Genomic DNA, 22,142 nt, shown 5'->3' on the forward strand with positions numbered 1-22,142 from the left:
CAGAGGCGTTTGCATGCTATGGATTAGACGTCAATCACGGCGAAGAGTGTAAGCTTGCATTTGGAACTGATCCGCGACTTGGTCTTGACGATGAACTAGCGCCTGTGGTCGAGGCCGTTTTCAAGGTGCTACTTGGAGATGCCTACGGGGAATTGGCGGAAACTAAAGACTTTAGTGGCAGCTGCATTAGCCCTGACGCGGACGTGCAAAAGTTGTTGCAAGAAGCCGCTAGCGGAACAGCCTCGAGCGGCGAATGAGCAATGCGCAGGCTTGGGATGCTGCCGATATCTCATTGACACCAAGGTGGTTGCGCCAATATACATAATCAAGGATCAGCTACAAGAGAAATCGCTAACCAATGCTACACACGAGCAGGCTGATTTCCTGCTGTAATAGGCATTGAAGCCTAGGCTCAGTAATCCTCTATCTTGGACTGCGCGGCAGATAATTACCTGCCGTCAGCTTTGCTTCGTATTGGTTCTGATCAATATGACATTTGGCGAATTCTACAAAATCATGTGTTGTCAGCTTACATTGAGTAGCCATTGCCGAAACGAGTCCGCTGGTTATGTCCTTATGAGAGCCATGGCTGATCTTTGTCCGGATACCGGTCTTCTTCCCGTCAAGGGTAACATAGTGGAGGTAGTGGTGATCTCCTTCGCACAGCACGAAGCCCTTTTTTGTCAGGTTACGGATAACCAAGTCTTTATTAAGCGAGGCCATATTAATCACCTACAAGCTTAATGAAGGCTTCTTTGATTGCTAGTGCATCTGAGGCAAGAGTTTCATTATCAGCCACCGCTATCTCTGACCATCTCCATGCAAGATCGTTCAGTACTTCTTCTCTTAGTTCGTCTTGGTGAGTTGCATATACACAGAGACCGAGCGGCTCAAATATACCAAGATAAACCTGTCCAGTTTCGTCCAGGCTTACCTCGACGCTTATTGGAGATTTAAATGTGTGGGTAATGCCATCTGCTTTGAAGGTTTTGATCTCGATTGGCTTAAGCACTAGCTCTTCGATACCGTCAGCGTCTTGTACATCGTCTATATCGCCATTAAGGTTGTATCTCACCTTGCATTTGACCGTCATGGTCTTATGCCTCGATTCCATAAGGCGGTCTTCGATCTCGGCGTCATATGGAATCGAGAACTTTTTCGACGCTCCGTGAATCCTTAGATTAAGCTTTCTATTCTCAAAATCGACAGATGCTATTGTCCCGATGATTTCGGCATCCACATAGCTGTCATCATATGGTTCAAGCTCTTTGAACGGAATGACATCAGCCTGCCTGAGGTTTTCCGTTACTGTATGTTCTAGTCCAGCAGTTACTGTTATCTTCTCTCCAGCATGTGGGGTTACCTTCTTCATTCCAGAGAGAACTTGAGATCGCGCAAAGCGACTTGGGACCCTCTCTGTAAACTTTGCTTTATCCCCTTCGGACACGGCGTCCATGACCTTTAACATGCGGGTAAAGCCCTCTCCGAATAGGGGAGAAGCTTGTTTACCGAGCTCTGAGTCATCATATAGCAGGGCCTCGCATGCATATGAGCCTGCGGTAGCTGGTGCAAGATATAGCTTGTGACTAGATTTCGCCTCGGCTGACTTGCGCTGATGAGTACGAGTGTCATCCGCGTTATATGCGCGATCGTCTTCAAGAGCGTCAATAAGGATGTCGTAGCCGTCAAGAATCTCGCGCAAGCGACTATATGCAATCTCATGTTGAAGGTTCTCGGTATCAACATGGATGGTCATTCGATCAACTAGACGATGCTTGAAATCGCTTGTGCCCGCTGACATGTTGACACCACCTTCCGCTGTGCCTTAATTATGCTGCTTGGATGGAACCACGCAATTAGACATCAGGCGAACGGCCTGACCTGACTTGAAATGGTCGATTGGCCTAGATCCGGTGCGGGATGAAACATTTGTCTGTAATGGAGTAAACACTGTTTCTCCGAATGTCTCATGTCGGATTGTGAGGGCAGCACAGTCGATTGTGTCGCTCGGTTCAAGACTAGAGCCATCGCATAACAGGCACGAGGGAATCTCGTCGTTATGAGATTCTAAATTAGATGAGGGCAAGATATGCCCGATGCACATCCGGAGTTCGGCAGGTGAGGAGGTGATGCCACATGACAAAGCAGAATGTTTTCGTGGCCAAGAATGACGATGGCTGGTACACAAAGAGCGAGGGCGCTTCGCGTGCGGCAGGACAGTTCAAGACACAGACCGAGGCAATCGCCCGTGGTAAGGAGATTGCCAGCAAGCGCGGCAGCGAACTTACCATCTTCGGAACTGATGGCAAGATTCGCGACAAGCGCTCGTACGGCAACGATCCATACCCTCCACGCGGATAGGCCGCAACCAGAGTTCTTCTATCTGGAGCTTGACCAGTACCAGCTGCAGCCTGCACAAGATGCCCTGTACTACAGACTTGTTCTGCGGTTCTGCGGTTCTGCGGTTCTGCGGCTCTGGCGGGCTCGAGTATGGACTGATTGCTTTGTAGGAAGAGACTCCATCTCGACGAAGCACGGGCCGGAAGCAGATGCTAGCTTCCGTCCCGTGCTGACTCATTGCTGCACATTATGGGGGGCAATAAGCTATTCCGTCTCAAGCAAGCAGTGCTTGAATACGCCGCTCTCATAGATCCCATAGCTGTGGGTGCCGTCCTTGGGGATGCCGACAGAGCCTGGGTTGAAGCAGAGGATGTCTGGGTTGCCTGGTGCTGGCTCATTGACCTTCTTGTGCGTGTGCCCATAGACCAAGGCAGAACCCTTGGGGAGATTTGGCAGATGGTCCACCGAGTTGTGGATGCCGGGACCCCAGATGTGTCCATGGGTGAAGAAGAGCTCCTGGCCCTTGCCGTGCGTGACGGGATTCTGTGCTTCCGGATCCCAGAGCACGTCGTAGTCTGCCATGCACGGGAACTCGAGCACCATCTGGTCTACCTCTGCCTCGCAGTTGCCGCGTACGGCGATGACCTGATCCTTTATACCATTGAGCATGGCTATGACCTCTTTGGGGGCATAGTCTTCGGGCAGGTCGTTTCTGGGCCCGTGATAGAGGAGGTCTCCCAGAAGGATCACCCTGTCCGGGTTCTCTTTCTCTATCTCGTCCATGAGGGAGCGGCACCATTTGGCGGCACCGTGGATATCGGAAGCGATCAGAAGCTTCATATATGCTCCTCTGCACTCGTATCTCTATATCTATGTCTGATTGTACGCGCAGGAACTTGGTCTTTCTGCAGCATGAAGGGCATATCGTGGCTGTGAGAAAGCATGCGTGAGCTTGAATTAGAAGTCTTTCGGTGGCTGCTAGAAAAAATCTAATGTTTTGAGACTTAGATTATGTATAAGAATCGGATTGATGGGATATCATAGAGACTGTAAAGCAAAAGGAATGCGGCACAACGTGCAGAGGGCACGCAATCCGCAGCGAAGGAAGGAATAGACCATGGGAAAGATTCTGGGAATCGACCTTGGTACAACCAACTCGGCTATGGCCGTTCTTGAGGGCGGCGAGCCGACCATTATCGTTAACGCTGAGGGCGACCGTACAACGCCGTCCGTTGTGGGCTTCCGTTCTGACGGAGACCGCATCGTCGGCAAGGCAGCAAAGAACCAGGCTGTCACCAACCCGAAGAACACCGTCTTCTCCATCAAGCGTTTCATGGGCCGTCGCTACGACGAGGTCGGCTCTGAGCTGAAGACCGTTCCGTACACGGTGAAGAGCGGCACCGGCGGACGTGCTGTCGTTGAGATTGACGGCGAGGACTACACGCCGGAGCAGATCTCCGCAATGATCCTCTCGAAGATGAAGGCAGACGCTGAGAAGTATCTCGGCGAGCCGGTCACCGAAGCTGTCATCACGGTCCCTGCCTACTTCAATGACGCCCAGCGTCAGGCAACGAAGGATGCAGGCAAGATCGCAGGCCTCGATGTCAAGCGTATCGTGAACGAGCCGACGGCAGCAGCTCTTGCCTACGGCCTCGACAAGAAGAATGTCGATCAGAAGGTGCTCGTCTTCGACCTGGGCGGCGGCACGTTCGATGTCTCGCTGCTTGACCTTGCAGACGGCGTCGTCGAGGTTCTCGCCACGAACGGCGACAACCACCTCGGTGGCGATGACTGGGACCAGCGCATCATCGACTGGTGTGCAGAGAAGTTCGAGAAGGAGAACGGCATCGACCTGCGCAAGGACCCGATGGCACTGCAGCGTCTGAAGGAGGCCTGCGAGAATGCGAAGAAGGAGCTCTCCTCTGCCCAGCAGGCACAGATCAACCTTCCGTTCATCACCGCTGATGCCAATGGCCCGAAGCACCTCGACTATACGCTCACGCGTGCCGAGTTCGAGCGCATCACGCGTGACCTGCTCGACCGCTGCAAGCAGCCTGTGACCAAGGCTCTCCGCGATGCGAACCTCCAGATTAGCCAGGTCGATGAGGTCATCCTCGTCGGCGGCTCCAGCCGTATGCCTGCTGTCCAGGAGCTCGTGAAGCAGATGACCGGCAAGCAGCCGAACATGTCCGTGAACCCGGATGAGGTTGTCGCTGATGGCGCAGCTGTTCAGGGCGGCGTCCTTACCGGCGATGTCAATGGCATCCTGCTCCTCGATGTCACCCCGCTTTCCCTTGGTGTCGAGACCATGGGCGGCGTGATGACGAAGATGATCGACCGCAACACGACGATCCCGACCTCCAAGACCGAGGTCTACTCCACGGCAGCAGACAACCAGACGTCCGTCGAGATCAATGTCCTGCAGGGCGAGCGTGAGATGGCACGCGACAACAAGTCGCTCGGCAAGTTCCAGCTCACCGGCATTCCTCTGGCACCGCGTGGCGTCCCTCAGATCGAGGTCACGTTCGATATCGATGCCAACGGTATCGTGAAGGTCACGGCAAAGGACAAGGGCACCGGCAAGTCCCAGCAGATCACGATCTCTGGCTCCACGGCTCTGTCTGACGACGAAGTCGACCGCATGGTCAAGGACGCAGAGTCCCACGCCGAGGAGGACAAGAAGCACAAGGACGAGATCGAGGTCAGGAACCAGACCGACTCTCTTGCCTACTCGACCGAGCAGACGCTCAAGGACCTCGGCGACAAGGTGCCTGCTGACATGAAGAAGCAGGTCGAGGACGCAGTTGCAGAGGCCAAGAAGGCACTCGACGGCACCGATATCGATGCTATCAAGGCCGCAGGCGAGAAGCTCCAGGACGTGGGCCACAAGCTCGCAGAGATCGTGTACTCCACGACGAATGCCCAGACCGCTGGCGGCACGGCTGACGCAGGCGCCCAGCAGCAGTCCGGCTCTGCTGACGACGTGGTCGATGCCGACTACGAAGTCGTGGACGACGACAAGAAGAAGTCCGAGTAGGTCTTATAGCAGCGAATAAGGGAAGCGCAGCAGCTTTCGGGCTGCTGCGCCTTCCCCGCCTTGGAAGGAGGGCGACGTGAAGGTGCCCATCGATAGCGATGAGAAGAAGACAGGCCCTGAGAAGGGTGCATCCGATGCTGCCCAGAAGACCGACACATCGGGCATGTCAGAGCAGGATATGATTGAGGCTGCCATCAGGGCAGGCGAGCAGGCAGCGGCAGACGATTTGAAGAAGGATGCCGACAAGCTTGCAGCCGAGCGCGATGAGTATGCCAAGAAGCTTGACGCGGCAGAGGAAGGCCAGAAGAAGGCCGAGGATGCCGCCAAGGAGGCCCAGGACAAGTACCTGAGGCTCCAGGCAGAGTGGCAGAACTTCCGCAAGAGGACCGAGCAGGAGCGCACAAACGAGCGCGCCCGTGCAAACGAGCGCCTCGTGGAGAAGCTCCTCCCCGTGCTTGACGATATGGAGCGCGCCATCGAGCATGCGAAGAATACGGCAGGCGAGGATGCGAACCTCGCGCAGTTTGCTGATGGCATCCAGGCGGTGCACACCAAGATGCTCGGGGTGCTCGGCGGCGAGGGGGTCGAGGTCATCGACCCGGCAGGCGAGCCGTTCGATCCTCTGACGCACCAGGCGGTAGGACGCGAGGAGAATGCCGATGTCTACGAGGACACGGTCTCCCAGGTCTACCAGAAGGGCTACCGCATGGGAGGCAAGGTCATCCGCTCCGCAATGGTGACAGTCACCTACGGCGGGAAGAAGCGCCCGCAGGAGAAGAAGGATGGCGCGGCTCAAGGCAGCAAGTAAGCCACACCAGATGCGCGCCCGGGCCTCGCGGTTCGGGCGCTTGTCTATGAGAAGAGAAGAAGGGGGCGAGAAGCTTTATGGCTGACAAGAGAAACTTCTACGACGTGCTGGGCGTAAAGCGTGACGCCACCCAGGACGAAATCAAGAAGGCATTCCGCAAGCTTGCCGTGAAGTACCACCCGGACAACGGCGGCGACGAGCAGAAGTTCAAGGAGCTCTCGGAAGCCTACGAGACGCTGTCCAATCCGGACAAGCGCCGCGAGTATGACCAGCTCCTGATGTTCGGCGGCATTCCAGGTGCCGATTTCGGCGGTTCGGGCGGACGCAACAGGACGTATACGTACACCACGAACGGCCAGGGCGTCGACTGGGGCGATATCTTCGACAATATCCGCTCGGGAGACGGAGCCTTCAACGGCTTCGACTTCTCGACGATCTTTGGCGGCGGTGCAGGGAATACGCGCCGTGAGCCGAGGCCCCAGAAGGGCGGAGACCTCACCGCTACTATCGAGGTGCCCTTCGAGGATGCCCTGAAGGGTGCGACACGGAAGGTCTCCTATACGATTCCCTCGACGGGGGAGAAGCAGACCATCACGGTCAAGATTCCGGCAGGTGCGGTCGACGGCGGCAAGCTCCGCTACCGCGGACGTGGCGACTATGGCTACGGCGGCGGCGAGCGCGGCGATTTCGTCATCACGACTCGCGTGCAGGAGCATCCGCTCTTCAAGCGTGACGGCGCCGATATCAGGATGGAGCTCCCGGTGAGCTTCTATGAGGCGGCACTGGGCTCTGTCGTCGATGTGCCGACACCTCAGGGCGAGACGGTGCGTCTCAAGGTCCCGGCAGGGTCGCAGGATGGCAAGACGTTCCGCTTCCGCGATCTTGGCGCTCCTGATGTGAAGCACAAGGGACAGAAGGGCGCCCTCTACGTCACGATCAGGATTGCCGTTCCTCGCAAGCTCACGCAGAAGGAGCGCGAGGCACTCCAGGTCCTGAAGGACGCAGATACCCGCGACTACAGAAAGGATGCGGAGCGCTATGGCTCGCAGTGACGACCGTACAGGGAAGAACAAGCCGCTCTACATGATCAGCGTAGCCGCAGAGCTTACCGGCATGCATCCCCAGACGCTTCGTGTCTATGAGCAGAAGGGGCTTGTGACACCGGGACGTTCGAGAGGCAATACCCGTCTCTACTCCCAGGCAGATATCGAGCGCCTGAACCTTATCGCGAAGCTCACGGACGAAGGCATCAACCTTGCAGGCGTCATCCGCATCCTCGATATGCGCGAGGTTGCAGACAAGCGCAACAAGGAGATAGACGAGCTCAGAGAACGTGTGCGCGAGCTCGAGGACGAGGTCCACGAGCTCCGCATGCGCGAGAAGATAGTGGCGCTTACTCCCTACAAGGGACAGACCGCAGAGCAGGTCATGCGCGGCCTCCTCTCTTCAGGGGCAGATGCGGACGACGACGTCGATGAAGATCGGGACGTCTAGGGAAAACTGCATACGAGCGTGCTTGGAAGGCAGCCTCGCGGCTGCCTTCCTTCGTAGGAGAGAAACCTCCTGACCCTATCTATCGTCACTGATACTCCCGATAGCCCTCAAAGACTAAGTCATGGAGATACAAAAAATCTGATATGAGATGACTTAGATATGTATGAGAGAGGGGCAATGCGGGAACACTAATACCTGAAAAGGAAAGACGGATTGGAAGAGATGCCTTCCATTCCAAAGAGAGGTGAGTGCTATATGAACATCAACAAATGGGCTGTGACAGCCCAGGAAGCGCTGCAGAGCGCTATGGGTGTGGCTGTTGATGCGCAGGCTGGCGCTCTGGAGCCCATCCATCTGCTGAAGGCGCTGCTCGATTCCGGCGAGCGCAACATCACTGCCATCATCGAGCGTGTCGGCGCAGACCCGAAGAGCATACAGAACCAGACCGACCAGGCAATCGCCCGTGCTCCCAAGGTATCGGGAGACAGCTCTCAGATGGGCATGAGCAATGACTTCGTGCGCCTCACGAACGACGCAGAGAAGATTGCAGCGAAGATGGATGACCAGTATGTCACATCCGAGCATCTGCTCATTGCGCTGGCTGACGACAAGTCAGATGCAGGTTCGATCTTGAAGGCTTCGGGCGTCACGGCAAAGCGCATCCAAGAGGCCTATACAGAGCTCAGGGGCGACTCCCGCGTCACATCGCAGGATGCAAAGCCTGAGTTCGAGGCGCTCGAGCGCTACGGCAGGAACGTCACGGACCTTGCCCGCCAGGGCAAGCTCGATCCTGTCATAGGACGAGTGGAGGAGATCCGCCGCACAATCCAGGTGCTCTCGAGGCGTACGAAGAACAACCCAGTGCTGATCGGCGAGCCGGGTGTCGGCAAGACCGCTATCGTCGAGGGCCTGGCCCAGCGTATCGTTAACGGCGATGTGCCGTCCACCCTGCGCGACAAGGAGCTCATCGAGCTCGATATGAGCGCGCTCGTGGCTGGCGCCAAGTACCGTGGCGAGTTCGAGGACAGGCTCAAGAGCGTCCTCAAGGAAGTCGAGAAGTCGAACGGCAAGATCATCCTCTTCATCGATGAGCTGCACACGATTGTGGGTGCCGGTGCCACGGAAGGCTCGATGGATGCAGGCAACATCCTGAAGCCGGCCCTGGCCCGTGGCGTCCTTCACGCAATCGGTGCTACGACCTTGGACGAGTACCACAAGTACATTGAGAAGGACCAGGCTCTGGCCCGCAGGTTCCAGCCTGTCATGGTCGGCGAGCCTAGTGTCGAGGATACAATCTCAATCCTTCGTGGTATCAAGGACAAGTACGAGCAGCACCACCGCGTCCGCATTACGGACTCGGCGCTTGTTGCGGCCGCCGATCTTTCGAACCGCTACATCTCCGACAGGTTCCTGCCGGACAAGGCCATCGACCTCGTCGATGAGGCAGCATCGAGGCTCCGCATGGAGCTCGATTCCATGCCTGCCGATATCGATGCAGTAGATCGCCAGCTCACGCAGATGCAGATCGAAGAGCAGGCTCTCATGAAGGAGGAGGACGATGCTTCGAAGGAACGCCTGAAGACGCTCCGCAAGGAGATTGCCCAGACCCAGGAGAAGCTTGATGGCATGAAGGCGAACTGGCAGAACGAGAAGTCTGCCATCGACAAGGTGCAGGACCTGAAGAGCCAGATCGAGGACGCGAAGACCGAGATGGAGCGCGTCACCCGCGAAGGCAACCTGGCCCGTGCCTCCGAGCTCCGCTATGCCACGATTCCGGCCCTTCAGAAGCAGTATGACGCTGCAGAGAAGGCGCTCAATGCCAAGCAGGAAGAGGGAGGGCTCCTCAAAGAGGAGGTCACCTCGGAAGAGATCGCAGAGGTCGTTTCGAGCTGGACCGGCATTCCTGTGTCCAAGATGATGCAGGGCGAGATGGACAAGCTCAGGAACCTCGAGACCGAGCTCCACAAGCGTGTCGTGGGGCAGGACGAGGCCGTGCGTGCCGTCGCAGCCGCTGTCAGGCGCAGCCGTGCGGGACTCTCGGATCCTGACCGTCCTATCGGCAGCTTCTTCTTCCTCGGCCCTACCGGTGTCGGCAAGACGGAGCTTGCAAAGGCTCTGGCTGAGTGCCTCTTCGACGATGAGAAGGCACTGGTCCGTATCGATATGTCCGAGTACATGGAGAAGTTCTCGGTCCAGCGTCTTATCGGTGCTCCTCCTGGATATGTGGGCTACGACGAAGGTGGCCAGCTCACCGAAGCCGTACGCCGTCATCCCTACTGCGTGATCCTGCTCGACGAGATGGAGAAGGCACATCCTGATGTCTTCAACATCCTGCTCCAGGTCCTGGACGATGGCCGCCTCACGGATGGCCAGGGCAGGGTCGTGAGCTTCAAGAACACGATCATCATCATGACATCGAACGTGGGCAGCCAGTACATCGCCGGTGCCAATGCATCGAGCGACCCGGCAGAGGTCCAGCGCCAGGTCAACAATGCCCTGCGCCAGACGTTCAAGCCGGAGTTCCTGAACCGTATCGACGACGTCGTGGTCTTCCATCCGCTTGGACTCGAAGACATCGAGAAGATTGTCGATATCCAGCTCAAGGACGTCCGCAAGCGTCTCGAGCGTGACCGCATCGTGCTCGAGCTCACGGACCCCGCAAAGCAGTCCTTGGCTCTCGATGGCCTGGATCCGGTCTTCGGTGCACGTCCTCTGAAGCGTCTGATCCAGCGCCAGGTCGTGGACAATGTCGCCAACCTCATCATCGACGGCAAGCTCCACGAGGGCGATGTCGTGAAGGTCGATGTGGGGGCAGACGACAGGCTCTATGCAGAGCGCGACGATGCCGCTTCCGAGGCCCGGAAGAAGGAGCAGGAGGCAGGTTCCTCCGAAAGCTCCGAAGACGAGCCGCTCGAGCCTGACGACGTCGAGTAATTGCGCATAGCAGCTGATTAGCCAGCTGCCTGATATGAGAGGCCTCCTGTGCCAGCAATGGTGCAGGAGGCCTCTTTGCGTATGCGGATATATGCCGGGGAACTGGCGCTGGCGTATCATTTCATTCAGAAATGTTTCGGGCAGACGCATGCCTGCCCATAAGATAAGGAGCTTGCCGATTATGAAGTGCCCGAAGTGCGGAGCAGAAGTCTTGGATACAGCCTGCTTCTGCACGCAGTGCGGCTATCCCTTGAAGCCTGGTGCCAAGGCGCCGAAGGTGCATGTCGTGGAAGCAAAGGATGCTGCAGCGACCGTTGCTGCAGGCCAGATCGATGAGGCAGTGAGGAAGGCCGCCGAAGCACGTTCCCAGGGACAGACCCAGCCTATGGGGGCGGTGGGAGATGCCACGGTCCCTACGACCCATGCACCTGAAGCGACGGCCCGCGTCGTCCCTGAAGCCATGGCAGAAACAGCCAAGGTCGAAGAGGGGCCCACAAATGCGGTGGACTTCGAAACTTATATCAAGGAGAAGGCTACCGAGGCTGTCTTCGAGAATGAGGAAGAGGACACAGATCCTTCCTTGGGCCTTGAGCGCATAGACGGCGAGAGCATCGATTCCGATTCCACGCTCACACAGGTCGCGCCGGTCGCGGTGCCACTCGATATGGCGGCAGCGCCTGAGCCGGCACCAGAAGAGCTGCCCTCCGAGGAGGGGCCTGCAGGAGAAGAGGGCGCGGAGGCTCCTGCAGATCAGGAGAAGCCAGAAGAGGGAGATGGCACAGAGCACGGCTCCACACCCAAGCGCCGCCGCACGACCGCTATCGCAATCTGCGCCGTGGCTGCCGCTCTTGCCATTGGCCTCATCGGCTACATGTTCCAGTGGTGGGGAGGCGTGAGCGTCCCTGATGTCCAGGGACTTACAGAAGATGTAGCGGTCCAGAAGATCGAGGAGGCCGGCTTTGTGGCAGACGTCGGCTACACGTATGTGGATACAGATGCCGGCAAGGTGCTCTCGCAGGGAACCAAAGCAGGAGAGCGCGAAGCCAAGGGCACGACGATCTCTCTTGAGGTGGGCAAGGCCCGCACCATCCCCGACATCATCGGCAAGACGAAGGAGGATGCATCTGCCGCACTCTCCGAGATCGGTGCAGGCACGATTCACTGTGTGTACCAGAGCTCAGACTCCGATGCTGGCACGGTCCTAGCTGTTGATCCTGATGTGGGTACCACAATCTCTTCAGGCGATACCGTGACGCTCACGGTTGCCCAGGGCTATGAAGTGCCTGACGTCATAGGCATGACAAAAGACGCTGCTGTGAGCACGCTCTCCCAGAGCGGCCTTGTGGCAAAGGTCGTCTATGTGGATGCAGACCGTACGGCAGGCACCGTGGATTCGACCGATCCTGCCGCCGGAACCCAGGTCTCTTCGGGCACGGTCGTGACCGTGCGTGTCGCGAACGAGAAGAAGGAAGAGAAAAGCTCGTCTCTCACCGATGCAGACCATATCGCAGACTACTTCTCTGCCACCCCGCAGGACATTGCCAAGTTCATGGAACAGCAGGGCTATGCGCTCGTCTATGGCGCGTCTTCTGACAATGTAGCCACCTGCACCTATACGAAGGAATATGCACCTACCATTGCCTTCACGCCGACGCCTCATGCAAAGGCACAGACGTCAGGTGCGACGGACGATGTGCTTGCCTCTGGCGCCACGATTTCGGGCGTGCAGCTCACGGTTGCCGCCTCCGATGCCGGTGCCACGGCATTGACGGATGACGGAGTGTCTGCGGCCATGTCGTTCTGCGGCCTTTCCACGAAGGGTGCCACGGTATCGAGCAGCAGCTCTTCTACGACATCCACGTCCGGGACGGGCTCTTCCAGCACGTCGTCGCAGAGCCAGACGGCGAACTCCTCGAGCTCCTCTTCGAGCACGTCCACAAGCACGAATGCGAACTCGAATGGCTCTACGGATGCTTCGAAGGGCAGCTCGAGCACGAAGACCACATCCAGCACTTCCTATATCTGCAGTGCTGGCAGCCAGGGAGACCTCATCTGGACCGTGCTGCTCTATCAGGAGTCGGGCTCTTCGACCATCCAGGCAGTCGTGACCTGCGCTCCGAAGGATGCCTATTCGGCACAGTCGGGAGACCTGAAGCAGATTGCACAGTATGCAGCAGATACGTATCTGGGAGTGAAGTAGCCATGGGGAAGCCAGACGATAGCAAGAAGAAGGAACTGAAGAAGGAACAGGACAGGAAGAAGCCGGATGTAGACCCAGCCTTCGCCCGTCCTGAGAACGAGGACGACGACGGATACGACCCGTGGTCTGACAGAAGGCCCAAGGCAGAGCCGCTCTTCGAGCGCGATCCGTGGGACTAGCTCTGCCATTCAGAAGATAGAGAAGAAGGGGCGTCTGCGAAGTGCAGGCGCCCCTCCGTCGTTGCCCTTCGGATGGGCGGATGCGCCAGCAGAATGACGTCTGAGCTCGCGGCGGGCTGATATCAGCTGAGCAAATGTCGCTTCCCCGAGAGCAAATGCAGCTCTTGGCCCCTTGTTTTTCGTGCCTGCCCTGCGTCAGCGTAGGCGAGCGCGTCTCGGAGATTTCCTCCACCATGACGCAAGCATCGTCTTGCTTCTTCGTCCCTGCATGTGCCACTCCCGGCTCAATCCCTGCCGCGTAGAGATAGACACTGCATCGCCTTGCGCTCGCGAAAATTACACGTCCCATAATGAGAGGGAAACTTTCGCAGGCTAGGAGATATCCATGGAAACCCAGAACAAGCCAGCCAAGACCGCCAAGGGCAAGAACATCAAGCACACCATTTCCGTGTTCTTCATCGGCCTGATAATCGGAGCACTGGCGTGCGGTGCTGTCATCTACTACATCTTTGCCATGACTTCCAAAGAGGTGGTGACTTCTGATGTCGAAACGCTGTCGCCGACCGTTGTCTTCTCGCGTGTTCAGGACCAGGGCGAGCTTGTCAGTGCCTCGCAGGACTATACCTACGTCGACAAGGTCACTGATTCGAACCGTGACCTCTTCAACCAGTTCGATGTCCCCTTCACTGAGAACAGCTTCTGGTATCGCTACTCAGGCACGCTCAAGGCCGGTGTCAATCTGAAGACCGCTGCTATCGAGCAGGATAGCGAGGACTCGACTGTGCTGAATATCACCCTCGACCAGCCCTATATCGTCTCGAACACTCCCAATATGGACCTGTCGGGCGTGCTGGAGGAGAACAACAACCTTATCAATCCGATCAGCATCCAGGAGTCTGATGCCTTCCAGAAGGAATGTATCGAAAGGAGCGAGCAGGAGGCCATGAATGGAGGACTCCTGGAAGAAGCAAGGACCAATGCTGAGAAGCAGATTACAAACCTATACAATGCAGCCTTTGACGAGGGCAAATACACGATCAACTTCATCTATCGTGACGCTGATTCCACGAGCAATCAGTAGGCATTAGAAGGGACGGGCAACAGGCCCGTCTCTCCCTCTTCATGGCTTTAGCCTGTGCCGCACGCAGTGCGGCACAAAGAACCACCCGCTATGCGAGTGGTCATGATTTTGTCCTTCGTGCAAGCAACTGCGTCAGTAAAATGACACTTGCCCTCTGAGGGGGAAGATGCCAACTGGGCAAACGTCATTTCCGTGAGACGAAGTGTAAATTTTGGGGCCCCAAAATTTACACTTGCCTCTAGCCCCCACCAAAGAGCGTGCTTTCAAATCTGCCGAGAGGCAAGGGCGCCCTCTCCGCAATCTTGCCCATATCAAGAGCTTGTATGAGAGGTCGCGCCTTCTCCGCTTCATGGTACGGATGGTTTACTGCCACCATCCGGAAGAGGCGCTTCATCCGTACCTTTCCTTTGCGCCCGCTCGGCAAGGGTGTGTCTGCTGGGAGATTCAAGAAGACAAGGACGTCCTCGAGATCGCAAAGCATGATGTCTTCTATGTCTGCGCTTGCAGCCAAATCGGTAACAGATTCGGCTGCCTCATCAATGTCGTCCCGAAGCCTCTTCCAGTCCCCCTGATGGAACTTCGTAAATAGGCAAAGCATTCAGAAGAAAAGCGGATGCCTGATTTGCAGGCATCCGCTGAAAGGCAGGCCATGTGAGAGCTATGCCCTGAGAACAAACCGCTCACCATGTGAGCGGTATTGGTTGCGAACAGACTCTTGCAACCTATCATTGCGAAAGATTCTGATGGAGCCGCTCCCAGGAATAGAGATCCTTGCAGGTGGGCGGTTCAAATGCTGAACGGTGTGTGGCCACCTTGTCTTCAGCGCGCGGGATGCTCTGCTTGCCCATGCTGCCTAGCTTTGCTGCCAGGACGTCCATATCCGCAAGCGGACGGCTGGCACGTGCGCCTCTGCGCATTCTTCTCACGCAAGCAGCATTCTGCATGGCTGGTTCCGTCCTTTCGATGAGAGCAGACCAGTCGAGCTTCCTGCTCTGTTTGGAGTATCCAGGCCAATGCCGCCGAAGTTCAGCGATGACATCAGCTGCTGTGGGAAAATCACGTGTGGTCCGGACACAATGCAGCAGGAACCAGTACTCGATGCTCGGAGAATCAAGCGCGAGATGAACGTCGTCTCCTGCTTGATTGATGGCATGGGAGATATTTTCTGATGATCCGTTCTCGTGCTCAGACTCCGCGTCAGCGACAACCCAGATTTCGTCGAAGTTTTCTCCTCCCCGTTTCTTGCTGGATTTAGCCAGAAGTTCTCTTGCCTCGCCGACAATTCCGTTTGCATCGGTACATCTTGATTTCTCAATCTCGACGAGTCCCTTCGGTATCCCGAGTGCTTTCCTGAGGGCATCGAGGTATTCGGGCTCAGTCACCTTGCCTTCCACCAAGATGGCAATCGAAGACCCGGGAGTTCTTGAGGGACGCCTGCGGCTATGGCTATGGATACTTGCCAGTGCCCTCACCTCCCCTGCCTGATGAAGGCAACATGCCAAAGTCTTTAGAGCAGGGCAAATGAAGCCAATTTGACGATTTGCGGCATCTCAGACATTTGGAAGATATCCGAACTATAAGAAAGCGGGTGCCTGCTGAACAGGCACCCGCTTTGAGTCACGCTCTGCGGATGAAGCCTCCGGCTACATTCCGAAGTTGGACACGAGAAGCTGGAAGACGCAGATGGCGGCAATAGCGAGGATGGCAACAACGACTGCCAGAGCGATGACGGACTTCGTGCGGCGTGCACGCTCCTGAGAAGCGAAGATGGAACGGCGTCCCTTCGGGATCTCGAGGTACTGGCCGTAGTGCAGATCGCGCTGCAGGCGCTTCATCTCGGAGCGGGAACGGCGGTAGGAAGCGCCGGAGAGCGGGCCGCCACCGCCGATAGCGATGCCGGAATCATGCGTATAGTCGCTCGGATACTTCGTGTTCTGGGGTTCGGAGATCGTCGGCTGGGTCTTGCGGGGACGGGACGGATGCACGTAGCCACCCTGGCGCGGGAAGCTGCCGGAAGGACGGACATCTCGCTCGGCAGGAGCGGCATAGCCTGCTTCAGGCTGCTGCTGGGGAGCAGGGGCATAGCCATCCTGTGCGGGAGCGTATCCCGTATTGTCCATATTGTTCACATGCTGCGCCTGGGTCCTCGGACGGGGCTCTCCTGCAGAGCCCTCGTATTCTCCGGCGTCTGCATCCTCATATCTATAATCGTTCTCGTCCACAGATATCCTCTCCCATAGGCGAGCGAAGTTTCATCTCGCCCCATTCTATCTCATGGAGCCCTGCCCCATGCAAAACTGGACAGCTGGCGGCTTTCAGATTCCGAGAAACCACAAAGCGGCGCTGTGTCTTGCGGCAGACTAAATGGGTTAGACTGTTACGCTCAATATCTAACAATATAGACTTAGATATGCTCAGTCTATGAAGAGCAGAATATCTTTGTTCTAGTGTTTAAAAGACCTCTCGGAGGGCACATATACCAGCAGACAACAAGAGCGTCCCAGAAGAGGGGCGCGCAGGATCTGCTAGGAGTGATAGATATGATGGGCCTTGTTCCGTTTGATCGCTATGACCGTGATATGCTTCGTGCCTTCGATGGTATGGATGACCTCTTCAAGAGCTTCCCGTTCGTCGAGAGCACCCCTGCCTTCCCGATGGATGTCGAGGATGCAGATGACAAGTACGTCGTCTCTGCTCCGCTTCCGGGCCTGAAGAAGGACCAGATCGATGTGGAGCTGAATGAAGGCACCCTGTCCGTCTCCGTCGACAAGAAGGAATCCGACGAAGAGAAGGGCAAGAACTACCTCCACAAGGAGACCGGCGAGTGGAGCGCTACGCGCAGCGTCTATCTGAAGGATGCCGCAACGCAGGGCCTCACCGCACGCTACGCAGATGGCGTGCTCACCGTCACGGTGCCGAAGCAGTCTGCAAAGCCGAACGCAACGAAGATTGCAATCGACTAGCTGCTGACGTCGGCTGTATGAGATAGCAATGGGGACAGAGCTTCCGGGCTCTGCCCCCATTTTTTCTGTACTGGCAGGTTTTCTCAGAGCGGTCTTCTACCAGACGCTCACTGCCTCATGCTGCGAGGCGGGAAAGACGGTAAGCAGGCCATCAGGTGTCCTGGCTTCCGTGAAAGTCGTGTTCGTAGGCTCTGCGCCCAGTGGCTCTGCGAGCGTGCGGATGCAGACGCTCGGGCGGTTGTTCTCCTCGGAAAGATGGAGGGCTACGACGCACTCCGTATCCTTCGTGACGAGGTGCGGCAGCACGGCTGCTGCCTGGGCGTTCGAGAGATGGCCGCCCTCTCCCTTGACGCGGTCCTTGAGGTAGCGGGGGTAGGGACCCGTTTCGAGCATCTTCTCGTCGTGGTTGCTCTCAAGCCCCAGGATGCGGCAGCCGTAGAGTGCATCCAAGGCTTCGTCTGTCACATATCCCGTATCGGTGCACCAGCCGAGCGAGTCCTGGATCTCTCCCTCGCCGTCTATCACATCGAAGCGGAAGCCTACGGGATCGTTCACATCGTGTGAGGTAGGGAAGGCGCGGATGTGCATGCCGGCAAGATCCAGGGAGTCGTTGTCCTGGATGAGCTCGAAGGGCATCTCAGAGAGATAGGACCTTCCTGCCACGGTGCCTGCCGTGGCAAAGAGAGGGCCGTCGAAGTGGTTGCAGAAGACAGAGAGGCCCGAGGTATGGTCTCCGTGCTCGTGGGTCAGAAGCACGGCACAGATATCGTCCAGAGGGGCTGCTACCTCCTGCGCTCTGGTTCTCAGGGCCTTGTAGGAGATGCCGTCGTCGATGAGAATTGAGCCTTCAGGGCCCTGGACGATGGCAGCATTGCCCTTGGAGCCGCTTGCCAGCACGAAAAGATGTATTGAAGGTGTCATATATTTCCCGTTTCTTGGGGCGCTGTTCTAGAATCAGACCTTACTAGCTTAGACATTCCTTGCCTGGGGCACCGAAAACCCTAGGGAAGGAACATGCAAGGGAGAGAAATGACAAGCGTTGCCAGAAGATATGCGCCGCCTGCCAAAGCGGCGCCCGGCTCAGAGGGACGAGCTCCTGTCGTCCTGATGGTCTCGGGCGGCGCTGATTCGACGGCCCTGCTCGTTCTGGCAGCCACCTCGAAGCTCGATATCGGCGATGGCAGGGGCCTGGCCCATATCGCACGGGAGCGCTTGGTCGTCCTCCATGTGAACCATGGGCTTCGTGGCATCGATGCGGAAGAGGACGAGGAGTTCGTACGGGGGCTTGCCGAGCGCTTCGGCATTCCCTGCCATGTGGAGCATGCTGACATAGCAGCGCTTGCAAAGAAGGGCGACGGAAACGTCGAGAATGCGGGACGCGAGTTCCGCTATGCCGCTGCAGCAAAGCTCGCAAACGAGCTCTGTGCCGAATACGGCGCTCCGCATGGAGCAGCAAGGATCGTCACGGCACACACGGCAGACGACCGTGCCGAGACCTTCTTCATGAATGCTATCCGTGGCACCGGCCCCTCCGGCCTCTCCTCGATCCCTCGGCAGAGAAACAGGATCGTGCGTCCGCTTCTGGGATATTCGCACGAAGAGCTCTGCGATCTTCTGCGCATGCGCGGCATCGTCTGGCGCGAGGACCAGACGAACGCTGATACCGCCTATCTTCGTGCGTACGTGCGGCATGAGATCATGCCGGTCGTGAAGGCCAGGAATCCGAAGGTGCTCGCAAGCCTTGCCACGACCTGCGACATCCTCTCTGATGAGGATGCGTACCTCACGCAGGTGACGTCCCGCACGTTCCATGAGCTGGAGAGACGGCGGCAGGAGGGCATGGTCGCGCTCGATGCTGCACGCCTTGCTGCGACCGATGTCGCCGTGGCACGCCGCGTCGTACGGCAAGCCTTCCTTGCGGTGGCGCCTGACGCCCGCCTCGAGGCCAGGCATATCGAGCGCACGCTCGAGCTTGTGGCAGAAGGCACAGGTTCCCAGACCATCCCTCTCGGTGTGGATGTGCGCGTGGAGCATGGGCTTCTCTTTGTCCGGGCACGGTCTGCGAGGGAACGCTTCACGGGCGGCTTTCTTCCGGTGCCGGGCACGCTCGAGCTTCCGGATGGCTCGGTGCTCACGGCTGCTATCACGCCTGTTGCCAAGGGTTCCGACCCTGTGGCAATCGCCCGGGTTCACGGACGCGAGTGGGCAGGATCTTCGGTCCTGCTCGATGCAGAGCGTGCAGGTGCCTCTGCCCATGATGCAGAGCTCTGGGTGGAGCCGCCGCAGGCAGGGGAGGTCTTCTGCCCTCTTGGCATGCATGGCCAGTCGAAGAAGCTCTCTGACGCCCTCTGCGATGCGAAGATTCCTGCTGCCGACAAGCAGGACGTCGCCGTCGTCCATACAGGGCCGACCGGACACATCGTCTGGGTGGCCGGTCTTCGGGCAGATGAGCGATGCCGCGTGAGCGCTGCCACGAAGCTGCTGCTAGAATTACGGCTTGAGAGTCCCTCTGAGGGAGCCAAGTCCAAAGGTGCGAATGCAAAGGAGCAATGAGCCCATGGAACAGCTGCATCCTGATGTAGACCATATCGTTCTGACCGAGGAAGACATCCACGATATCGTGACGCGTCTCGGAAGCGAGATCTCGCGCGACTATGCGGGGAAGAACCCGCTCGTCGTCTGCGTCCTCAAAGGTGCCTTCGTCTTCACGTCCGATCTTCTGCGTGCCATCACGGTGCCCTGCGAGGTCGATTTCATGGCCGTCTCGAGCTATGGCTCGGGCGTCAAGACCTCGGGCGTCGTCCGTATCGTGAAGGACCTGTCCACGAAGCTCGAGGGCAGGGACGTCCTGATCGCAGAAGACATCCTCGACTCGGGCCTCACGCTTTCGTACCTGATCGACCTCTTCAAGGCGCGCAATCCCAAGTCGGTCCGCATTGCCGCCTTTGCCGTCAAGGATATCCCCGACCATGTCCCGGCCGTCGAGCCTGACTACGTCGGAACGCATGTCCCGAACGAGTTCATCGTCGGATATGGCCTCGATTACGCCGAGCGCTATCGCAACCTGCCCTACATCGGCGTGCTGAAGCCTGAAGTCTATAGCTGATCTTTTGAGCCGCCTGCCTCCGCAGGCGGCTCGACCCTGCCTTTAAGGAGCGATTCGTGCCTGACAAGAAAGACCCGAAGCGGGGACTCGACCCCGACAAGCTCGACGGGACCACGACCCGCCGCGCTTCCATCATCTCCCTCCTCATCATCATTGCCCTGATTGTCTATCTGATTGTGAACATGGGCGGCAGCTTCGGCGCCCCGCAGACGAAGAGCCTGACCACGAGCGAGTTCGTGGCTGCGGTCCAGGACGGGCGTGTCGATACGGCGACCTACGCCACGAAGAACGGCACCCTCTCAGGCACGTATTGGGAGAACAAGGGCGATGTCGGCAATGACAGCAAGCTCGAGCACTACAGCTCGACCTATGTCGGCACGGACAACCTCGACGACCTCATGCAGGACCATACCGAGGTCAAGTTCGATGTGAACACGAGCACGGATGACTGGCTCGAGACGATCCTCATCTCGGTCGTTCCCACCATCCTGATCGTCGCGGTCATGATCTACTTCATGAACCAGATGCAGGGACAGAACAACCAGGCGATGTCGTTCGGCCGCACGAAGGCAAAGACGACCGAGGAGACGCGCCCGAAGGTCAAGTTCAAGGATGTCGCCGGCATCGATGAGGCCGTGGAGGAGCTGAAGGAGATCCGCGACTTCCTGAAAGATCCTGATCGCTACCACAGGATGGGCGCAAGGATCCCTCGTGGTGTCCTTCTGGTCGGCCCTCCGGGCACGGGCAAGACGCTCCTCGCGAAGGCCGTTGCCGGCGAGGCAGGCGTGCCCTTCTTCTCGATCTCTGGCTCCGACTTCGTCGAGATGTTTGTCGGCGTCGGCGCAAGCCGTGTGCGCGACCTCTTCAAGCAGGCAAAGGAAGCCTCTCCCTCGATCATCTTCATCGATGAGATCGACGCCGTGGGTCGCCAGCGTGGCGCTGGATTGGGCGGCGGACACGACGAGCGCGAGCAGACGCTGAACCAGCTTCTCGTCGAGATGGACGGCTTCGAGGAGAACGAGGCTGTCATCCTCATCGCTGCCACGAACAGGCCGGACATCCTCGACCCGGCACTGCTGCGTCCGGGCCGCTTCGACCGCCAGGTCACGGTCGACAGGCCGGATGTGCGCGGACGCGAGCAGATCTTGAAGGTCCATGCAAAGGGCAAGCCGATCGACGAATCCATCGACTTCGCGAAGCTTGCAAAGCTCACGCCGGGCTTCACCGGTGCCGACCTTGCGAGCCTCATGAACGAGGCAGCGCTCCTCTCGGCCAGAAGGAACAAGGACACGATCTCGCAGGCAGAGATCGAGGAGGCCATGGAGCGCACGATTGCCGGCCCCGAGCGCAAGACCCGCGTCATGACAGAAGGGGAGAGGAAGACGATCGCCTTCCACGAGTCCGGCCATGCCCTTGTGGGACATGTGCTCGAGAACTCCGATCCTGTCCACAAGATCTCTATCATCAGCAGGGGGCAAGCTCTTGGCTACACGCTCCAGCTTCCGACCGAGGACCACTACCTCGAGACGAAGAATGGCATGCTCGACCAGATTGCCGTCCTTCTGGCGGGCCGCACGGCAGAGGAGCTCTGCTGCGGCGACATCACGACAGGCGCTTCGAACGACCTCGAGCGCGCGACGAAGATGGCCCGCGAGATGGTCACCCGTTACGGCATGAGCGAAGAGCTCGGCACGCAGGTCTTCGGCGAGGCGCAGCACCAGGTGTTCCTGGGCCGCGACTATGCAAACCATCAGGACTACTCGGCTGAGACGGCAAAGAGGATCGACGACGAGGTCGAGCGCATCATGCGCGAGGCGCACATGCGTGCACAGAACGTCCTCTCCGAGCGCAAGGACCAGCTGAAGCTCATGGAGCAGGTGCTCCTGGAGCGTGAGACCGTCGAGGGCGAAGCTGTCGAGGCCCTTCTCGACAACAAGTGGGACGAGTACCTGGCGTCCCATCCTGAGGAGCAGAAGAAGGAAGAATAGGCTGCCGAGGAG

General features: G+C 57.9%; 21 protein-coding genes. 14 read left to right on the forward strand and 7 right to left on the reverse strand.

All coding sequences use genetic code 11. The features are described 5' to 3' along the window. Positions 1–257: hypothetical protein (locus tag ABVS03_RS08670; protein WP_368018797.1), on the forward strand; the 257-nt coding region annotated here is incomplete at its 5' end. Positions 258–423: 166 nt separating this feature from the next. Here ABVS03_RS08670 and ABVS03_RS08675 read toward each other — a convergent pair. Together ABVS03_RS08675 and ABVS03_RS08680 are read right to left on the reverse strand one after the other, a co-directional pair. Then, positions 424–723, reverse strand: coding sequence for a hypothetical protein (locus ABVS03_RS08675; protein WP_368018798.1), 300 nt, complete (start codon positions 721–723; stop codon positions 424–426). A gap of 1 nt (position 724) precedes the next feature. Next, positions 725–1,801: a hypothetical protein gene (locus tag ABVS03_RS08680; RefSeq protein ID WP_368018799.1), complete on the reverse strand. Its 1,077-nt coding sequence runs from the start codon at positions 1,799–1,801 to the stop codon at positions 725–727. Positions 1,802–2,136: 335 nt separating this feature from the next. Here ABVS03_RS08680 and ABVS03_RS08685 point away from each other — a divergent pair, with 335 nt between their 5' ends. Continuing rightward, positions 2,137–2,361 carry a DUF2188 domain-containing protein gene (locus ABVS03_RS08685; protein WP_368018800.1) on the forward strand — a complete coding sequence of 75 codons (225 nt, stop codon included), beginning with the start codon at positions 2,137–2,139 and terminating at the stop codon, positions 2,359–2,361. 243 nt (positions 2,362–2,604) lie between these two features. Here the strand turns inward: ABVS03_RS08685 and yfcE are convergent, their stop codons facing one another. Next, a complete protein-coding gene (yfcE, locus tag ABVS03_RS08690; RefSeq protein WP_368018801.1) occupies positions 2,605–3,180 on the reverse strand; it encodes a phosphodiesterase in 576 nt (191 codons plus the stop codon). A gap of 277 nt (positions 3,181–3,457) precedes the next feature. Here yfcE and dnaK point away from each other — a divergent pair, with 277 nt between their 5' ends. From dnaK to ABVS03_RS08730, 8 genes are all read left to right on the forward strand, one after another. Beyond that, positions 3,458–5,377 (forward strand): molecular chaperone DnaK, encoded by a 1,920-nt coding sequence (gene dnaK / locus ABVS03_RS08695; RefSeq protein ID WP_368018802.1) that lies wholly within the window; start codon positions 3,458–3,460, stop codon positions 5,375–5,377. Positions 5,378–5,453: 76 nt separating this feature from the next. After that, complete coding sequence (gene grpE, locus ABVS03_RS08700; RefSeq protein ID WP_368018803.1) at positions 5,454–6,185, forward strand: nucleotide exchange factor GrpE; 732 nt, start codon at positions 5,454–5,456, stop codon at positions 6,183–6,185. Positions 6,186–6,262: 77 nt separating this feature from the next. Further along, entirely contained in the window at positions 6,263–7,237 is a 975-nt protein-coding gene (locus ABVS03_RS08705; protein ID WP_368018804.1) for a DnaJ C-terminal domain-containing protein, read from the forward strand. Then, positions 7,224–7,679 (forward strand): helix-turn-helix transcriptional regulator, encoded by a 456-nt coding sequence (locus tag ABVS03_RS08710; RefSeq protein ID WP_330971547.1) that lies wholly within the window; start codon positions 7,224–7,226, stop codon positions 7,677–7,679. Before ABVS03_RS08705 ends, ABVS03_RS08710 begins: the two co-directional genes overlap by 14 nt. Before the next feature lie 255 nt (positions 7,680–7,934). Next, positions 7,935–10,613, forward strand: coding sequence for an ATP-dependent chaperone ClpB (gene clpB, locus ABVS03_RS08715; RefSeq protein ID WP_330971546.1), 2,679 nt, complete (start codon positions 7,935–7,937; stop codon positions 10,611–10,613). 181 nt (positions 10,614–10,794) lie between these two features. After that, complete coding sequence (locus ABVS03_RS08720; protein ID WP_368018805.1) at positions 10,795–12,813, forward strand: PASTA domain-containing protein; 2,019 nt, start codon at positions 10,795–10,797, stop codon at positions 12,811–12,813. Between the two features lie 2 nt (positions 12,814–12,815). Continuing rightward, a complete protein-coding gene (locus ABVS03_RS08725; RefSeq protein ID WP_368018806.1) occupies positions 12,816–12,992 on the forward strand; it encodes a hypothetical protein in 177 nt (58 codons plus the stop codon). A 385-nt stretch (positions 12,993–13,377) separates the two neighbouring features. Then, entirely contained in the window at positions 13,378–14,073 is a 696-nt protein-coding gene (locus tag ABVS03_RS08730) for a DUF4230 domain-containing protein (RefSeq protein ID WP_368018807.1), read from the forward strand. A gap of 238 nt (positions 14,074–14,311) precedes the next feature. Here ABVS03_RS08730 and ABVS03_RS08735 read toward each other — a convergent pair whose 3' ends face one another. From ABVS03_RS08735 to ABVS03_RS08745, 3 genes are all read right to left on the reverse strand, one after another. Further along, complete coding sequence (locus ABVS03_RS08735; RefSeq protein ID WP_368018808.1) at positions 14,312–14,467, reverse strand: hypothetical protein; 156 nt, start codon at positions 14,465–14,467, stop codon at positions 14,312–14,314. A gap of 331 nt (positions 14,468–14,798) precedes the next feature. Then, positions 14,799–15,545 (reverse strand): RloB family protein, encoded by a 747-nt coding sequence (locus tag ABVS03_RS08740; RefSeq protein WP_368018809.1) that lies wholly within the window; start codon positions 15,543–15,545, stop codon positions 14,799–14,801. Positions 15,546–15,716: 171 nt separating this feature from the next. Beyond that, positions 15,717–16,295: a hypothetical protein gene (locus tag ABVS03_RS08745; protein WP_368018810.1), complete on the reverse strand. Its 579-nt coding sequence runs from the start codon at positions 16,293–16,295 to the stop codon at positions 15,717–15,719. 318 nt (positions 16,296–16,613) lie between these two features. Between ABVS03_RS08745 and ABVS03_RS08750 the strand changes: the two genes are divergently transcribed. After that, positions 16,614–17,036 (forward strand): Hsp20/alpha crystallin family protein, encoded by a 423-nt coding sequence (locus tag ABVS03_RS08750; protein WP_368018811.1) that lies wholly within the window; start codon positions 16,614–16,616, stop codon positions 17,034–17,036. A 96-nt stretch (positions 17,037–17,132) separates the two neighbouring features. On the opposite strand, the gene ABVS03_RS08755 is transcribed toward ABVS03_RS08750, so the two are convergent. Then, positions 17,133–17,957, reverse strand: coding sequence for an MBL fold metallo-hydrolase (locus tag ABVS03_RS08755; protein WP_368018812.1), 825 nt, complete (start codon positions 17,955–17,957; stop codon positions 17,133–17,135). A 93-nt stretch (positions 17,958–18,050) separates the two neighbouring features. Between ABVS03_RS08755 and tilS the strand changes: the two genes are divergently transcribed. The 3 genes from tilS to ftsH are packed head-to-tail and all read left to right on the forward strand — an operon-like array spanning position 18,051 to position 22,130. Next, on the forward strand, positions 18,051–19,589 hold the full coding sequence (gene tilS, locus ABVS03_RS08760; RefSeq protein WP_368018813.1) for a tRNA lysidine(34) synthetase TilS: 1,539 nt from the start codon (positions 18,051–18,053) through the stop codon (positions 19,587–19,589). A gap of 4 nt (positions 19,590–19,593) precedes the next feature. Then, positions 19,594–20,142 carry a hypoxanthine phosphoribosyltransferase gene (gene hpt / locus ABVS03_RS08765; protein ID WP_330971534.1) on the forward strand — a complete coding sequence of 183 codons (549 nt, stop codon included), beginning with the start codon at positions 19,594–19,596 and terminating at the stop codon, positions 20,140–20,142. Between the two features lie 56 nt (positions 20,143–20,198). Next, positions 20,199–22,130, forward strand: a complete 1,932-nt coding sequence (gene ftsH / locus ABVS03_RS08770; RefSeq protein ID WP_368018814.1) for an ATP-dependent zinc metalloprotease FtsH — start codon at positions 20,199–20,201, stop codon at positions 22,128–22,130. Positions 22,131–22,142: the final 12 nt, after the last annotated feature.

The sequence above is a fragment of the Olsenella sp. AGMB03486 genome (assembly GCF_040884255.1).
In the GTDB taxonomy this organism is placed as follows: Bacteria; Actinomycetota; Coriobacteriia; order Coriobacteriales; family Atopobiaceae; genus Olsenella_L; species Olsenella_L kribbiana.

Coding starts and splice junctions, on each gene's coding strand:
- dnaK (WP_368018802.1), top strand. CDS start 3,458: ATGGGAAAGATTCTGGGAATCGACCTTGGTACAACCAACTCGGCTATG.
- ABVS03_RS08685 (WP_368018800.1), top strand. CDS start 2,137: ATGACAAAGCAGAATGTTTTCGTGGCCAAGAATGACGATGGCTGGTAC.
- yfcE (WP_368018801.1), bottom strand. CDS start 3,180: ATGAAGCTTCTGATCGCTTCCGATATCCACGGTGCCGCCAAATGGTGC.
- ABVS03_RS08750 (WP_368018811.1), top strand. CDS start 16,614: ATGATGGGCCTTGTTCCGTTTGATCGCTATGACCGTGATATGCTTCGT.
- hpt (WP_330971534.1), top strand. CDS start 19,594: ATGGAACAGCTGCATCCTGATGTAGACCATATCGTTCTGACCGAGGAA.
- ABVS03_RS08755 (WP_368018812.1), bottom strand. CDS start 17,957: ATGACACCTTCAATACATCTTTTCGTGCTGGCAAGCGGCTCCAAGGGC.
- ABVS03_RS08710 (WP_330971547.1), top strand. CDS start 7,224: ATGGCTCGCAGTGACGACCGTACAGGGAAGAACAAGCCGCTCTACATG.
- tilS (WP_368018813.1), top strand. CDS start 18,051: ATGCAAGGGAGAGAAATGACAAGCGTTGCCAGAAGATATGCGCCGCCT.
- ABVS03_RS08720 (WP_368018805.1), top strand. CDS start 10,795: ATGAAGTGCCCGAAGTGCGGAGCAGAAGTCTTGGATACAGCCTGCTTC.
- ABVS03_RS08680 (WP_368018799.1), bottom strand. CDS start 1,801: ATGTCAGCGGGCACAAGCGATTTCAAGCATCGTCTAGTTGATCGAATG.
- ABVS03_RS08735 (WP_368018808.1), bottom strand. CDS start 14,467: ATGAAGCGCCTCTTCCGGATGGTGGCAGTAAACCATCCGTACCATGAA.
- ABVS03_RS08705 (WP_368018804.1), top strand. CDS start 6,263: ATGGCTGACAAGAGAAACTTCTACGACGTGCTGGGCGTAAAGCGTGAC.
- clpB (WP_330971546.1), top strand. CDS start 7,935: ATGAACATCAACAAATGGGCTGTGACAGCCCAGGAAGCGCTGCAGAGC.
- ABVS03_RS08675 (WP_368018798.1), bottom strand. CDS start 723: ATGGCCTCGCTTAATAAAGACTTGGTTATCCGTAACCTGACAAAAAAG.
- ABVS03_RS08725 (WP_368018806.1), top strand. CDS start 12,816: ATGGGGAAGCCAGACGATAGCAAGAAGAAGGAACTGAAGAAGGAACAG.
- ABVS03_RS08730 (WP_368018807.1), top strand. CDS start 13,378: ATGGAAACCCAGAACAAGCCAGCCAAGACCGCCAAGGGCAAGAACATC.